Source organism: Plantibacter sp. AC185 (genome assembly GCF_979258065.1).
The window spans coordinates 2,307,290-2,321,284 of record NZ_OZ409831.1 but is presented as its reverse complement, the minus strand read 5'-3'; the positions used below and the strand labels follow the sequence as shown (position 1 = coordinate 2,321,284).

Below are 13,995 nucleotides of genomic sequence, written 5' to 3'. Positions count from 1 at the left end.
TTCGACCTCAGTCGGAAATCGAGAACTGCGAGCGGCAGCCCGTCAGCCCCGGGCGTTCTGCACGATCGCGGTCAGGGCGTCGAGATAGGAGTCGAAGGCGACCCTGCCCTCCGCGGTGAGCGCGATACGGCGTCCGCGGCGGTCCGTGTCGCTCTTCCCGACCTCGACCACCCCGGCGTCGGCGAGCGCCGAGAGGTGCTTCGAGAGAGCCGACTTGCTGACGCCGGTGATGCGCAGGAGCGAGGCGAAGTCGGTGTACTCGGCGGGCGCGAGCGCGGATAGCAGGGCGAGGCGGGCAGGCTCGTGGAAGAGCGGGTTCAGCGGCTGGCGGCTGACCGCGGCGTCCTCGGCTCCATCGTCGTCAGGCATCGCGCGACCCCGACCGTCCGCGGAGCGGCGTGGAGCCGTTCGCGAGGCGCACCAGTGCAGGCAGACAGACAGCGAACACGACGACGGCTGCGACGAGCGCGGACACCGTGTTCGGTACGGAGACGCCTGCGGAACGGGCGATCCACTGGGTCACGACGTAGACCACAGCGACCGCCACGCCACTCGCGGTGAGCAGCAGCACGCCGGTCCGGTCCGACCAGTCGAGGCGGAGCTTCACCGGGCGCGCGAGGGACAGGGCGACGAACCCGATGGCGACGAGTCCGAGCAGCCAGACCATGTCGAGGTCGACGACGACCCCGAGCGAGATGATGAGTACCGCGGTGAGGATGGCGGTGGTGAGCGCTCCCTGGCGTGCGGAGCGGCGCGAGGCGTCTCGTGCCTGGTTCAAGCGGTCCTGTGCGTCTTCATGATCCATGATCGACCTCCAGTCGTTGCGTCTGAAGAAACTATCACAGTGTTTCCCCAAAGGAAACAATCAACGTCGAGCTCACTGCGCTCGAGGTCGCGGTGGCGGTGGCGGTGGCGGTGGCGGTGGCGCAGGATGAGGGCGGCGGGAGCTCCGCGGCGACCCCATCAGGACGACTCGGCCTCCACCACACCGGCGAGGGCACTGACGATCGGGCAGGGCACCGACGGATCGGCGCACTGGGCATCGAGCAGATCCGAGATGGCGGAACGCGTCCGTTGCAGGTCGGCGACCTTCTCGTCGATCTCCTGCAGCTTCTGCGCGGCGACCGCGGCGACGTCCCCGGCGGAGGCACCACCAGCCCGCACCGCCTGGGACAGCCGGTCGAAGTCGTGGAGCTCCGCCAGCATGAACCCGAGCTCCTGGCCGCGACGGAGGAACCGGAGACGGATGACATCGGCCTCCCGATAGTCCCGATAGCCGCCGGTGGTCCGTTCGGGCTCGGCGAGCACACCGGACCGTTCGTAGAACCGGACCGTGGACACCTTCACCTTGGCCAGCCGGGCCAGCTCAGCGATACGCACAAGCCGACCCTAGGCCAAGGCCGCCCGACGAGCCGACAGCATGACGCCGCCCTGGACGGCCGCCCAGACCAGCTCGAACACGAGCATCCCGAGGACCAGCGGTGACGCGCCATGCAGCAACGCGGCCCCCATGCCGATCGAGAAGAGCAACCTCCCGGCCGTGTCGGCCACACCGGCCGCCCACGTCGGGCGCACCAGCCGGAAGGCCGACCAGACCACCACGAGCGAACCCATGAGGTTGGCGAACATCACCGCGAACACGTCTCCAGGGTCGGGAACGACCCCCGGAAGCACGAGTGAGGAATGGATGACACCCAATCCGGCGAAGAGCGTCGGCGCAGTGAAGGGTAGGGCAAACCCGGCGGTGACGACGAGGTCGTACAGGGCGGACAGGCGGACGGTGCGTCGAACGATCGAGGAAGTCATGTCCTCACTGTCGACCCTGCACCCCGGTGCAAGGTCAAGGCCCACCCCACACACTCCAGCGAGAGCTCGGTGATGGGCCAAGAGCTCCGGAGACAGCTGGCGGCACGCCGTCTCGGCGATCAGAGGTCGAGGGACAGCCGCCGACCGAGCGCTTCGATCGCGGCCTCGTCGCGCTGATAGTGCGACCACTGGCCGATCCGGGTGCACGTCACGAGGCCGGCGCGCTGGAGCGTGGCCATGAACTGCGAGGCGGTCGACTGCGACACCTCGGCCCTCGCCTGGATGTGCTTGAGGCACACGCCGACCTCGGCCGCCGGCTGATCCTGCGGCGGGAACGACTCAGGATCCTTCAGCCACCCCAGGATGGCCAGGCGCGTCGGGTGGCCGAGCGCCTTGAAGACCGCCACCAGGTCCAACTCGTCAGCGTTCGTCATCCGTCGACCATATCGTAATATCGCGATTCGACGATGTTGTGCAACACTGTGGATCGGTAAATCGCGATCTAACGATGGAGATGTCATGACACAGCACACCGCACTGGTGGTGGGAGCCCGCGGCGTGATCGGCGGGAACCTGATCACCCACCTCGAGGGGCTCGGCTGGGACGTGATCGGGTTGTCCCGCCGCGGCGGTACCGACCGGGGATCCGTCAGGCACCTCGCGGTGGATCTGCTCGACCGCGAGGTGACCATCCGCCAGTTGCGGGGCCTGTCGGAGGTGACGCACCTGTTCTACGCCGCGTACCAGGACCGCCCCAGCTGGGCCGAGCTGGTCGCGCCGAACCTCGCGATGCTCACCAACGTCGTCGACGCCGTCGAGCCCGTCGCGTCTGGCCTCGAACACATCAGCCTGATGCAGGGCTACAAGGTCTACGGCGCACATCTGGGCCCCTTCGCGACACCCGCGAAGGAGTCCGACCCGCCGCACATGCCGCCGGAGTTCAACGTCGACCAGCAGCAGTTCCTCGAGCGCCGCCAGGTCGGGGCGGCCTGGTCATGGTCGGCGTTGCGGCCGTCGGTCGTCGCCGGGATCGGCCTGGGCAACCCGATGAACCTGGCGATGGTCATCGCCGTCTACGCATCCATGAGCAAAGAGCTCGGCATCCCGTTGCGCTTCCCGGGGAAGCCCGGCGCGTACACGAGCCTGATCGAGATGACCGACGCCGACCTCCTCGCGAAAGCCACAGTGTGGGCCGCGACGCACGAGGCCGGACGCAACGAGGCGTTCAACATCACGAACGGCGACGTGTTCCGGTGGTCGTCGATGTGGCCGAAGATCGCCGCCTTCTTCGACCTCGACGTTGCGCCTCCACTCGAGATGAGCCTCGTCGAGGTGATGGCCGACAAGGAGGCCCTGTGGAACGCGATGGTCGAGCGGCACGGCCTCGCGCCCACCAGCTACGCCGAGGTGTCGTCGTGGGCGTTCGGCGACTTCGTCTTCGCGTGGGACTACGACGTCATCGCCGACACCTCGAAGTCCCGCCGAGCCGGGTTCCACGAGTACGTCGACACAGAGGCGATGTTCCTCCGCATCTTCCAGGACCTCCGCGATCAGCGACTCATCCCGTAAGCGTCGGAGCCCGGCTACTGCTCGAAGGCGGCGAGCGCGACGCTCGCCGCCTCTGCGACCAACGCATCGTCGTACTCGGCGTCCGGGTCGAGTGTGTTCGTGAGGATGGTCAGGACGATCGGGTCGCCGCCCGGCCGGTCGATGATCGCGATGTCGTTCCGGATCCCACCCGCACCCCCGGACTTGTCGGCCACCTGCCATCCCGCCGGAGCACCGGCCCGGATCAGGGTGTCGCCGGTCGCGTTGCCGCTCATCCAGGCGAGGAGCGTCGCCCGGTCGGCGGGGTCCAGGTAGGAGCCGTCGACGAGGCCGGTCAGGTTGTCGGTGAACGCGGCAGGGGTGGTGGTGTCATCGGTGCTGCCCGGTTCGATCACGTTCAACAGCGGCTCCGCGTTGACGACCTCGGTCACCTCATCGCCGAACGTGACGAGGGCGGCATCCAGCGCGGCGGGCCCACCGATCCGCGCGAGGACGAGGTTGAGGGCCGTGTTGTCGCTCCGCCGGACGGCGGCCTCGGCGAGCTGCGACAGGGCCAGGCCGGTCTCGACCTGTTCACTCGTCACCGGCGAATAGCCGGCCGCCTCGACATCCTCGGCCGACCACGTGACGACTTCGTCACGCGCCGAGCCGCGCACCTCGTGGAGGAAGACGGCTGCGGCGAGCGCCTTGATCGTCGATGCGTACCCGAAGCGCTCGTCCGCGCGGTAGGACAACCGGGCGCCGGTCCCCGTGTCGACGGCGCTCACGCCGACGCGAGCGCCGAACTCGGCCTCCAGGGCTTGAAACTCGACGGACCGGTCGGGCATCGACGTGGGCGGGGCCGACGTTGGCGCCGAGGTTGGGGAGCTCGGCGACGCCGAAGGGGATGGAGGAGCGGAGGCGCACCCCACGAGCCCGAGCACCAGCCCACCGGCCAGGGCGACGACGACGACGCCACCGGTGCTCCGCGTCATCGACGAACGCCGGCCTGCCCAGCGACCTGGTGATCGAGGCGCTCGAGGTCCGCCTCGACCATGGCGACGTCACGCGCGAACGCGTCGTCGTCCAGTTCGATCTGCCGCACAGTGAACACCACCTCCGCACCCTCCGGATGCGCCAACACGCGGACCGGGTTGGTCACGACGGTCCCCGACGGCAGGGTCACGTCGTGGTCGAGCACGCCGAAGCGGTTGTGCTCGACGAATCGGACCTCCACCCGACCCATCGGCGACTCGACGAACAGCGAGTCACCCTCCCGCACCACCTCGGCCTGCGCGAGCCCGGCCGCCCACCGCGGGAGGTTGTCGATGTCAGACGCGTATTCGTAAACGGCTTCCGGCGAAGCGCCGATGACCCGGCTCACATGGTGACTTCTCATGACCGCATCCTGCCACCTCGGTGTGGGATCCATCCGCCACGTCCCGCCTGCGGATGATACTCCGCGAGCGGGATCGTCCTGCGGGCTGACGATTCGAGCATCGACGATTCGTAGCCTGGAGGCATGCCCGGCATCACCCGCAGTCGACCGCCCTTGCCATCACCGGCCCCCATGGAACAGCGACGTCGTCGGCGTCGGCGTGGCCTCATCGCTGCCGTCGTCACGGCATCATTCCTCGCTTTGGTGGTCGGCGGCGCCGTCGTCGCCGCGCCGCTCCTGCGGTCGTACGGGATCTACCTCGTACCGCCGTCGCCGCAGACGTATGCGGAGGTCGCGCTTGACGCCATGCGACAGGGTGTCGCGGCCACACCGGACCGCTATGCCGAGGTGCGGGCACGGGCCATGGCCGCCGTCGCGGACGCCTCCGACTACGCCGACACCTACGGGGCGCTCGAGGAGGCGGCGACCGAGTTGGGCGGTCCGCACACCACCTTCAACGATCCTGCGGCCGCGGCGGAACTGTTCGGCCCGTCGTCCGGATCCGAGGCCGCGAACGAACTGCCCACCGTCACGACCGCCGACGGTGTGACGACCATCCGGCTCCCGACACTCGTCGGCGGCGGCTCCGGGAGCGACTCCTTCGGCCAGCGATACATCGACACGGCCGTCGACGCGATCACCGACGCCGCGCCCCACACGTCGGCATGGGTGGTCGACCTGCGGGACAACCATGGCGGCAACGTGTGGCCGATGTTGGCCGCCGTGGCACCCCTACTCGACGACGGGACCGTCGAGACCTTCGAGTCCGTCGACAGGTCGACGGTCGTCTCGGTGTCGGGCGGCGGCGTCTCGTCCGACGGCAATCGACAGAGCGCCGCGACGAAGCCGCAGCCGAAGGTGGAAGGGCCGATCGCCGTGGTCATCGACGGGATGACCGGCAGCTCCGCCGAGGCGGTCGCGATCGCCTTCATCGGGCAGTCGGACGTGCACGTGTTCGGGCAACCGAGCTACGGCTTCAGCACGGCCAACCAGCCGGTCCGCCTCTACGACGGTGCGGTCGTCAATCTGACCGTGGCCGTCGACGCCGACCGTACTGGCAAGCGCTACGGCGTTCCGATCGAGCCCGACACCGCCGTCGAGGACTTCACGCAGCTCCCCGCGGCGATCAGCACGTGGCTCGCCGACCGCGGCTGAACGATCCGTCCACCGAGAGTGCCCGTTCTGCTCGCCGAACTGCTCCGGAAGTGCAGAACGAGCACTCTCGGCCGCTCGGAACTGGACGTCTGCACCAACCGGATTGGACAGGTGTCGGGACTTTCGACAGACCGGTGAATCGGCCGCCGCGTCGCGTTACCGTGGTCGCGCTCCCACATTCCGTGGAAGCGGAATTCGCGAGAGTCGTTCCGAGCACGGCTTGGCTCGACATGAGCTTGGAGGTCAGTCATGCCATTCGTGACAACGGACGACGGCACGGAAATCTACTACAAGGATCTGGGCGACCCGGCGGCGCAGCCCATCATGTTCCACCACGGTTGGCCGCTGTCGTCGGACGACTGGGACGCGCAGGTGCTCTTCTTCCTGTCGAAGGGGTACCGCGTGGTGGCCAGCGATCGGCGCGGACACGGGCGGTCCTCGGAGATCGGCTCAGGCCACGACATGGATCACTACGCCAGCGACGTGTCGGCGGTCGTCGAGCACCTCGACCTGCGCAACGTCGTCCACATCGGGCACTCGACGGGTGGCGGCCAGGTCGCGCGGTACGTCGCCAAGTACGGCGAGCCGCAGGGTCGTGTGGCGAAGGCCGTCCTGGTCTCGTCCGTGCCTCCGCTGATGGTGCAGACCGACGCCAACCCCGAAGGGACACCCATCTCGGTCTTCGACGGCTTCCGGAGCGCGCTCGCTGCGAACCGGGCGGAGTTCTTCCAGGCCGTGGCTTCGGGCCCGTTCTACGGTTTCAACCGAGACGGTGTCACCGTGTCCCAGCCGGTCATCGACAACTGGTGGCGTCAGGGCATGACCGGTAGCGCCGTGGCGCACTACGAGGGCATCAAGGCGTTCTCCGAGACCGACCAGACCGAGGACCTCAAGGCGATCTCCGTGCCGGTCCTCTGCATGCAGGGCGATGACGACCAGGTCGTGCCGTACAAGGACGCCGTCATCAAGCAGGCCGAGCTCCTCAGCAACGCGACCCTCAAGGTCTACGAGGGCTTCCCGCACGGCATGCTGACCACCCACGCCGACGTCATCAACCCCGACCTCCTCGCCTTCATCGAGCAGTAAGGGAACCCACGTCAGAGACGGACGGCGCACCCGGGTGATCTCGGGTTCGCCGTTCGCGCGATGGCCGACCCATCGGCGGATTCCGCCGCTCGCTGGCGGACGGACGCTCGACTCAGCGACGGACGCACGGACCAGACGCGGAAAGGACGATGACCGGCCCCCACTCGGACGTGTCAGCGAATTCGTCGAGACGCACGTAGTAGCCGTTCTGGGAGATGAAGGAGACGCCGCTCGTGAGGTCTGAGGAGTCGTCGGCTGCGACCACCTTCCCGACCTTCCAGGCCGCCCTGTCGGCATACATCGCTGCAGCCTCGTCCAACCAGGCGTTGCGATCGAAGTCCTCCGCGACGCTCACGGTGATGCTGCCGTCGTACTGGACGGCACCGCCGCTGCAGGCGAGGTCCACGTCGTTCTGGCTCACCGTCGACGCTCCGTCCGGCAACGTCGCTTCGAACTCCTGACGCAGAGAGAGCGCCGCCTCCTTGGCCGACTCGTAGCTGGGCCCTCGTTGGAACGCCGCACACCCCGCGAGGGCACCGACGAGGCAGGTGGCGAGGAGAGTACTGACGGCGCGGCGCATGGGGCCTTCCTACCATGTCCGAGGTCGACTGCCTCGTTCCAGTCAGGTCGCCGCGCTGAACAGTCGGTCGTGCTCGATCGCCGAACCGAGCTCGCTGAACCCGTCGGCGAGGACGTCGGTCAGCCGCCGAGGGTAGCGACCGTCGGGGTCGAGGTCTGGATCGAAGACGGTCACTGATGCTCCGACCGCGCCAGGAGCGAGTTCGGCCAACAGCGCACGCAACTGCGGCGCGTCCAAGCCTCCGGGATCGGGGCTGTCGACTGCGGGCATGATGCTCGCGTCGAGGACGTCGACGTCAAGCTGCAGCCAGTAGCCGCGGCCCACCACCTCGTGCACCGCGACACGCACGTCGCCGGCGGGCTGCTCGATGAGCCGCCGGGCTGGGATGACGAGTCCGAGCGTCTCGCGCGCCTCTGCTGCTTCCGCGTCGTCATCGCGGTGCCCGATGTGCGCGACGCGTCGCGATTCGAAGTACGGGCCGAGACCGTCGATGTCCGCGATCGCCGGCCAGTGCAGGCCGACGGCGGCGGCCAGGTCCTCCCCCGCGACGCTCGCACAGGCATCGCTGTTGCCGGGATGTCTGAAGTCCGTGTGGCCGTCGACGTGCACCAGCCCTGCCCGCCCACGGCGCGACAACGCCAGACCGATCCCGATCAGGACACTGCAGTCGCCTCCGATGACGAGCGGTGCATCGCCGGCGTCGAGGACCTCCGTCAGCCGCGTGGCGAGGCGCCGCGCATGATCGACTATCCCCGCTTCGTTGCGGACGTGGCCGCTCGGGCGGGTGTCGTCGTCGTCGAGGTACCGCCCGGCCAGGACAACGCCCGCATCACGGGCTCCGGCCGCTTCGAGCCGACGGAACAGTCCGGCCTCGCGCAGAGCCGACGGAGCTTTGTCCGCGCCGGGCACGCTCTCCCGCTCCGGTGGGCGGAGCCCGAGGTTCGTCGGAGCGGAGATGAGAGCGATCATCCCGTCAGCCTGACAGAGCGCACCGACAGTCGACAGTGCCGCCTCCCGGCCAGATCATCCGCCGACGAGCGGTTGCGTCGTGCGCATCAGCCCACCAACGGGTACCAGTGTCGGTCGCGCAGCTGATGCTCGTCATCGTCGAGACGCACCCACGTGCCGTCAGTGATCGGGGCCACGTCCGAAGCCCACACGCCGAAGTGGGCGACCGGCGCCGGCCAGTCGTATCCGTCGGCCGGTGCCTCCAGGACGTTGCGTACGGCGCCGATGAACTGGATGCCCGTGTGCTCGCCGGTAATGCGCTGCGTCAACTCACGGACGGTCACTGTGCCGTCCAGGTCATCGGGTACAGCCTCGAGCATCGGGAGATCGAGCCGACCGGTCCCCTGCCGCGGCACGCAGAACACCCGGTCGGAGTCGCGGAGGAGCAAGCGTACGACCGCCATCGGCCGGGGTGGCGTCGTCCGGCGGACCACCTCGGCCCTGCCTCCCTGAGGAAGCCACGGCGCGTCGTGCGTCACGTGGACGAGCGTCTCGTCTTCGTTCACGCCGCGAGCGTACCCGAATCGAGGGAGCGTGACCGGTGCCGCCTGCTCGAGCTCTCAGTCAGATGCGCTCAGCGAGATCGTTACTCGCTGGCCACTCCGAGCGGCGGGAGGATGCCCTGGGCCGCCGCCACGGCTCGGGCGACGATGAGCGGCGGGTCGACGATCGCTCCGGAGGCGATCAGCGCGTCGAGCTCGGACATGGGGATACGCACGAGCCGCACCTGCTCCGCGGGATCCGACAGGTCCACCAGGCCGGAACGGATGCCTCGAGTCGAGATGAACAGGTGTGTCGGCCAGGACGCTCGCCCCGGGTTCATGAAGAAGGTGTGCAGCGGTCGGAGGTCGTCCGGAACGACACCGAGCTCCTCTTCGAGCTCACGCCGGGCGGCCTCGAGCGGGGCTTCGTCCGTTCGACCGGCACCGCCCGGCAGGTCGTGGATCCAGCGGTCGAGCGGGTATCGGTACTGCCGGGCGAGGAGCACGTCGTCGCCGTCGATGATCAGCGAGGCGACGGAGAAGGGAACGCTCTCGTCGACGAGATACCTCGATCGCGACCCGTCAGGCAATCGGACCTCGTGATCGACCAAGGTGACCCGACCTCGGTGGACCGTCGTCCTCTCGAGCGTGGTCCAACGTGATTCATCCGGAACAGGCATCCGCCCACCCTACGGTCGAGCGCCGTCCGGCGATCATGTCCTCAGCGGAAGTCGCCCAGCTGACGCTCGACGGGCACCGTGCCCTCGACGATCACGTCGCCGGTGTGGGCGGTCGTGACGGTCTCGATCAAGACGATCTCGACCTCCTCGTCGGCGATGGGATTGTGCTGCACGCCCCGCGGCACCACGAAGAACTGGCCCGGCGTGAGCACGACTTCCTCATCGTCGGGGAGCTGAATACGGAGCGTGCCCGAGACGACGAGGAACATCTCGTCCTCGTTCGCGTGGTCGTGCCAGACCAACTGCCCGAGGAGCTTCGCGACCTTCACGTATTGATCGTTGACCCGCCCGACCACTCGGGGAGTCCAATGGGCCTCGACCTGTCGGAGTTCGGCGGCGATATCGATTCCGGAGAGAGCGGTCATGCCTCCATCCTCTCCCGGCTGTCGTGCGTCGTGGCGCAGTATAGCCCCTCGGGCTCGGTGCGCGCCGGCTCGGTCAGCCGTCCAGCCGGTCCGCCGTCGACGGCTCCTCCGCGCTACGGTTCGCGATCGCACGGACGATCGCCAGGACGTCCTCGACGGCCACCCCGGCCGCATCGCTCGCCTCGACGAGCGCACGAGCCCGTTCGATGACCGCTTGCGGCGCCCGCGAGGCTCCGGGGGCGACGCGGGTGCCGGCCGCGGTACGGGTCACGACGAGACCTTCCTGTTCGAGCGCACGATAGGCCTTCGCCGCCGTGGCTTGAGCGACCGCGAAGTCCCGAGCGGTCTGCCGCACCGTCGGGAGGCGTTCGCCGTCTCCCAGCAGCCCTGACCGGATCGCGCCGCGGAAGAGTTCGGTGATCTCGTCGGCCGACAGGTGGTTCATCGAGCCGACCCGGCGAACTCGACGTCCGCGTCGGAGCGCGTTCGTGTGGCGAGCGCCGCTCTGACGGTGTCCACCGCGATTCGGAGCGCCAGAGCGACACCGGCTCCTTGGAGGGCGTAGCCGGCGAGGTTCATCGGCCGGGCGATCGCACTGTATCCGCCGTCGATGAACAGGCGCGTGTTCGAGACGTTCTCCGACACCCAGTACTCGTCGATCCCGACGAGCGACGTCCCCGCCGAACCCACGTGCATCCAGACTGCGCCGAGTGTGGCGGTGAGGCCGGCGAGCATGAGGAGCGTGAACACCCGGGCGGTCGACTCGCGATCCGGGCGAACACTCGGAGCGGTGGATCGGGCGAGGATCGGCCGGTTGGCGTCGGTGCGGAGCACGAAGACCAGCGTCAGTGCCGCGAGCAGGATGACGATGACCGTGGCGAGGTGGTTCGGCCATCCCGAGCCGGACACATAACCGAACCCGTTGTTGAAGTTCGTGTAGATCGGCAGGGGCGAATAGTCGGGGACGTGTCCGAAGAACTGGCCGTTCTCGGGCGCCGTCGTCGCACTGGCGATCTGCCAGGTGGCGGTCAGGAGGGCGAGCGATGCCGTAGTGCCCGCGATCCACAGCGACACCCGCGGTGCGAAGGTGTTCCACGCCCGCAGTGGCGTGATCGCTCGGTCACCCGGTGCGGGCACGGGGACACGACGCAGGGCGAGCGCCGCGATGACGATCACGAGGGTCGCCACGACGAGCGGTGCCGGTCGCCGCCACCAACCGTCGTATCCGGACGCGTCGTACACGCCGACGTTCAGTGCACTCGCGAGCGTCGCGGTGACCACGATCGCGATGGCGCCCGCCGTCCCTGCCCAGCGGAGCACGGTGTGACGGAAGCCTCGCTCGGGCAACGAGACGATGCGACCCGGGCGCACCCAGGACAGCGCGAAGATCGCCAAGCCGAAGGTCAGTGCGTTCTCGAGGGGCAGGATCTGCTTGACCTCGAACAGCAGCGTGAGGAGTGGCGTGAGCATCGGTACCTCTCAGAACGTCGGACGGAGCGCAGCGCGCCTTGTGCTGACAAGGTAGCACAAACTTGTACTGCGAACGCAGCTCAAGTTCGGATCAGGGCTCGAAAGTGCGCGTTCTACTCACTGCGAGGGGCCGATGAAGCAGAACGGGCACTCTGGGCGGCGACGTCACGCCGGCCGATACCGCATGGCGACCGCGCCTGAGCGGAACTCCCGGCGGTCCACGAGTTGGAGCTCGATGCGCTCACGCAGCCCGGCGAGCAGGGTCGGCCCGCGTCCGGCGAGCACCGGCTGCACGAAGAACTCGTACTCGTCGATCAGTCCCAGGTCGGCCAGCGCGAGCGGCAGCGTCACCCCGCCCACCCACAGGCCCTCGCCCGGTTCCTGCTCGAGCCGCCGGACCGCCTGCTCGAGGTCGCCTCTCATCAGCTCCGCGTTCCAGTTGGCGTCACCCAGCGTGCTCGAGACCACGTGCTTCTTCGCCCGGTCGATGGTCTCCGCGAAGGGGACCTGCCACGGCTCGACCCAGTCCGGCCAGGTGCCCGAGGCCGGTCTCCGCCAGGCGGACTCCATCATCTCGTAGGTCACCCTGCCGAACAGGAGGGCGTCGGCCCGCGCAAGCTGCGCGGTCCAGTACTGCATCGACTCCTCGTCGGGCGGGAGTCCCGCCTCGTGATGACAGCACCCGTCGAGCGTGACGTTGATCGAGTATCGGAGTGGTCTCATCGCACTGCGCTCCCTCACGGATCGACGGCCTCCCGACGCTGGGAACCCGTCTTGCCAGCGAACCACGTCACTGGTCGGATGTCGATCACGTGTGCCTCGTCGCCCTGCCAGACTGGCGTCGATGATCATCCGCACCGAACGAACCAGCCTCGAACCGATCTCACCGGCGCTCGCACGACGCATCGTCGAACGCGACGAGCGCGACGGTGACGACTGGCACCCGGAGTATCCGTTCGCCGATGAGCTCGGCCCGCTCCGTGGCCTCGCGGAATCGACCACTGGCGACCCGATCTTCACGCTGTACGTCATCCGTGACGCCGACGTGACGGCCGTCGGTGGACTCGGCTTCTTCGGCCCACCCGACAGCGATGGCCGCGTCGAGTTCGGCTACGGTCTCGTTCCCGCCGCTCGTGGGGTCGGACTCGCGACGGAAGCGGTCGTCGGCGCACTGGCGTTCGCCGCAGCGCACGGCGCAGAACGGGCGGCCGCTGAGACCGACGTCACGAACGTCGCATCCCAGCGGGTCCTCCTGAAGGCGGGACTCGCAGAGACCGGACGCACGGCCACAACGGTGTCGTTCGCGCGCGAACTCTGACAGGAGATGCCAGCCATGATCGAGGCCTGATGTCCCCCTCCGCCCGCACGGAACGTGAGCAGACCGTCTGGGTTCCGGGGAACGACGTATGGATCCCGTGAGGACCGCGACTCGGGCAGACGGTGAGGCGTAGACCGGAGGTCATGACCCTCACGACGATCCTGCCCTCGCTCCGCCGCAGCATCCCGGACCCGTTCGTCCCAGACCGCTGGCCGGCACACACCCACCTCAGCACCACGGACGTGATCGTCGACGACGTTCCGATGCTGCGTCTGGTCGAGCAGTGCGGAACCCCGTGCGTCCACTCGGCGGCAGCGGTGATCCCCGGCACAGGCGGGTGCCCGTCCCCGGCCGCACTCACCTCCGTGGTCGTCGCCCGCGTGAACACGGCGATCTTCGACGAGGACGGCCATCACCTCTCCCTCGACGCCCGCCTGTCGCACGTCGAGCCGTGCTGGTCGGAACTCCGGCTGATCGGGCGAGCGTCGACGACGCACACGGTGTCGTTCCACCTCGACAGCGAGGCAGGAACGGAGCAGCGCGTGCCGCTCCCCCGCGACCTCGCGCCCGGCGACCTGCTCGCCGTGCCGTGTCGCGGCGACGTCGCTCAGGCGGTCGGTTCGGCGTCGGGCTTCATCCAGAACGGCGAGTAGTGGTACCCGTCGGGGTCGTCGAACTGGCGCTGGTACATGAACGGGTAGTCGTCGGTGTCGCCGATCCGTCCACCCGCGGCGCCGGCCCGTTCGATGAGCTCGTCGACCGCCTCGCGGCTCCCGAGGTCGAAGGAGACCGTGACCTTCGAGGGCGTGTCTGGTCCGCCGATCAGCTCCTCGGTGCCGCCGACGCTCGCGTACATCTCGCGGCTGCCGAGCATGACGTACTGCTCGGGCGCGATCTCGAAGCACGACACCTGGTCGGTGGACATCGCGGCGTTGCGGGTCCAGCCGAGGGCGTCGTAGAAGGCGGTCGCGCGTTCGACGCTCTCGACCGGACAGGTGATGAAGAGGCTCATGCGGTCAA

The 13,995-nt window shown here is 68.6% G+C and carries 21 protein-coding genes; 5 read left to right on the top strand and 16 right to left on the bottom strand.

What is annotated here, in order from left to right; genetic code table 11:
- Nucleotides 1–42: 42 nt before the first annotated feature.
- From ACZZZB_RS11050 to ACZZZB_RS11030, 5 genes are all read right to left on the bottom strand, one after another.
- Nucleotides 43–369: a transcriptional regulator gene (locus tag ACZZZB_RS11050; protein WP_086472344.1), complete on the bottom strand. Its 327-nt coding sequence runs from the start codon at nt 367–369 to the stop codon at nt 43–45.
- Entirely contained in the window at nt 362–805 is a 444-nt protein-coding gene (locus ACZZZB_RS11045) for a hypothetical protein (protein WP_463529688.1), read from the bottom strand. The genes ACZZZB_RS11050 and ACZZZB_RS11045 overlap by 8 nt, the downstream gene beginning before the upstream one ends.
- A 158-nt stretch (nt 806–963) precedes the next feature.
- Nucleotides 964–1,380, bottom strand: a complete 417-nt coding sequence (locus ACZZZB_RS11040; protein WP_463529687.1) for a heavy metal-responsive transcriptional regulator — start codon at nt 1,378–1,380, stop codon at nt 964–966.
- 9 nt (nt 1,381–1,389) lie between these two features.
- Nucleotides 1,390–1,806, bottom strand: a complete 417-nt coding sequence (locus tag ACZZZB_RS11035; RefSeq protein WP_463529686.1) for a hypothetical protein — start codon at nt 1,804–1,806, stop codon at nt 1,390–1,392.
- 119 nt (nt 1,807–1,925) lie between these two features.
- Nucleotides 1,926–2,240, bottom strand: coding sequence for an ArsR/SmtB family transcription factor (locus tag ACZZZB_RS11030; protein WP_079704198.1), 315 nt, complete (start codon nt 2,238–2,240; stop codon nt 1,926–1,928).
- Nucleotides 2,241–2,325: 85 nt separating this feature from the next.
- Between ACZZZB_RS11030 and ACZZZB_RS11025 the strand changes: the two genes are divergently transcribed.
- A complete protein-coding gene (locus ACZZZB_RS11025) occupies nt 2,326–3,375 on the top strand; it encodes an SDR family oxidoreductase (protein WP_463529685.1) in 1,050 nt (349 codons plus the stop codon).
- Nucleotides 3,376–3,389: 14 nt separating this feature from the next.
- Here the strand turns inward: ACZZZB_RS11025 and bla are convergent, their stop codons facing one another.
- Together bla and ACZZZB_RS11015 are read right to left on the bottom strand one after the other, a co-directional pair.
- Nucleotides 3,390–4,328 carry a class A beta-lactamase gene (gene bla, locus ACZZZB_RS11020; RefSeq protein WP_463529684.1) on the bottom strand — a complete coding sequence of 313 codons (939 nt, stop codon included), beginning with the start codon at nt 4,326–4,328 and terminating at the stop codon, nt 3,390–3,392.
- Nucleotides 4,325–4,732 carry an SRPBCC family protein gene (locus ACZZZB_RS11015; RefSeq protein WP_463529683.1) on the bottom strand — a complete coding sequence of 136 codons (408 nt, stop codon included), beginning with the start codon at nt 4,730–4,732 and terminating at the stop codon, nt 4,325–4,327. Before ACZZZB_RS11015 ends, bla begins: the two co-directional genes overlap by 4 nt.
- A 123-nt stretch (nt 4,733–4,855) precedes the next feature.
- Here ACZZZB_RS11015 and ACZZZB_RS11010 point away from each other — a divergent pair, with 123 nt between their 5' ends.
- Together ACZZZB_RS11010 and ACZZZB_RS11005 are read left to right on the top strand one after the other, a co-directional pair.
- On the top strand, nt 4,856–5,926 hold the full coding sequence (locus ACZZZB_RS11010) for a S41 family peptidase (protein ID WP_463529682.1): 1,071 nt from the start codon (nt 4,856–4,858) through the stop codon (nt 5,924–5,926).
- 249 nt (nt 5,927–6,175) lie between these two features.
- Nucleotides 6,176–7,012 (top strand): alpha/beta fold hydrolase, encoded by an 837-nt coding sequence (locus tag ACZZZB_RS11005; protein WP_202937959.1) that lies wholly within the window; start codon nt 6,176–6,178, stop codon nt 7,010–7,012.
- 112 nt (nt 7,013–7,124) lie between these two features.
- Here the strand turns inward: ACZZZB_RS11005 and ACZZZB_RS11000 are convergent, their stop codons facing one another.
- The 8 genes from ACZZZB_RS11000 to ACZZZB_RS10965 form a co-directional block, all read right to left on the bottom strand.
- Complete coding sequence (locus ACZZZB_RS11000; RefSeq protein ID WP_463529681.1) at nt 7,125–7,592, bottom strand: hypothetical protein; 468 nt, start codon at nt 7,590–7,592, stop codon at nt 7,125–7,127.
- 42 nt (nt 7,593–7,634) lie between these two features.
- Nucleotides 7,635–8,561, bottom strand: coding sequence for an arginase family protein (locus ACZZZB_RS10995; protein ID WP_463529680.1), 927 nt, complete (start codon nt 8,559–8,561; stop codon nt 7,635–7,637).
- Between the two features lie 86 nt (nt 8,562–8,647).
- Nucleotides 8,648–9,106 (bottom strand): NUDIX hydrolase, encoded by a 459-nt coding sequence (locus ACZZZB_RS10990; RefSeq protein ID WP_463529679.1) that lies wholly within the window; start codon nt 9,104–9,106, stop codon nt 8,648–8,650.
- 80 nt (nt 9,107–9,186) lie between these two features.
- Nucleotides 9,187–9,672 carry an NUDIX domain-containing protein gene (locus ACZZZB_RS10985; protein WP_463529678.1) on the bottom strand — a complete coding sequence of 162 codons (486 nt, stop codon included), beginning with the start codon at nt 9,670–9,672 and terminating at the stop codon, nt 9,187–9,189.
- Between the two features lie 131 nt (nt 9,673–9,803).
- Nucleotides 9,804–10,187 carry a cupin domain-containing protein gene (locus ACZZZB_RS10980; protein ID WP_071262105.1) on the bottom strand — a complete coding sequence of 128 codons (384 nt, stop codon included), beginning with the start codon at nt 10,185–10,187 and terminating at the stop codon, nt 9,804–9,806.
- Between the two features lie 73 nt (nt 10,188–10,260).
- On the bottom strand, nt 10,261–10,632 hold the full coding sequence (locus ACZZZB_RS10975; protein WP_202937957.1) for a GntR family transcriptional regulator: 372 nt from the start codon (nt 10,630–10,632) through the stop codon (nt 10,261–10,263).
- On the bottom strand, nt 10,629–11,657 hold the full coding sequence (locus ACZZZB_RS10970; RefSeq protein WP_463529677.1) for a hypothetical protein: 1,029 nt from the start codon (nt 11,655–11,657) through the stop codon (nt 10,629–10,631). The genes ACZZZB_RS10975 and ACZZZB_RS10970 overlap by 4 nt, the downstream gene beginning before the upstream one ends.
- 165 nt (nt 11,658–11,822) lie before the next feature.
- Complete coding sequence (locus ACZZZB_RS10965) at nt 11,823–12,380, bottom strand: dihydrofolate reductase family protein (RefSeq protein WP_463529676.1); 558 nt, start codon at nt 12,378–12,380, stop codon at nt 11,823–11,825.
- A gap of 121 nt (nt 12,381–12,501) precedes the next feature.
- Here ACZZZB_RS10965 and ACZZZB_RS10960 point away from each other — a divergent pair, with 121 nt between their 5' ends.
- Together ACZZZB_RS10960 and ACZZZB_RS10955 are read left to right on the top strand one after the other, a co-directional pair.
- Nucleotides 12,502–12,975, top strand: coding sequence for a GNAT family N-acetyltransferase (locus ACZZZB_RS10960; RefSeq protein WP_229939105.1), 474 nt, complete (start codon nt 12,502–12,504; stop codon nt 12,973–12,975).
- A 143-nt stretch (nt 12,976–13,118) separates the two neighbouring features.
- Nucleotides 13,119–13,628 carry a hypothetical protein gene (locus ACZZZB_RS10955; protein ID WP_463529675.1) on the top strand — a complete coding sequence of 170 codons (510 nt, stop codon included), beginning with the start codon at nt 13,119–13,121 and terminating at the stop codon, nt 13,626–13,628.
- Here ACZZZB_RS10955 and ACZZZB_RS10950 read toward each other — a convergent pair.
- Complete coding sequence (locus ACZZZB_RS10950; protein ID WP_463529674.1) at nt 13,583–13,987, bottom strand: VOC family protein; 405 nt, start codon at nt 13,985–13,987, stop codon at nt 13,583–13,585. The two genes, ACZZZB_RS10955 and ACZZZB_RS10950, sit on opposite strands and share 46 nt — an antisense overlap.
- Nucleotides 13,988–13,995 lie beyond the last annotated feature (8 nt).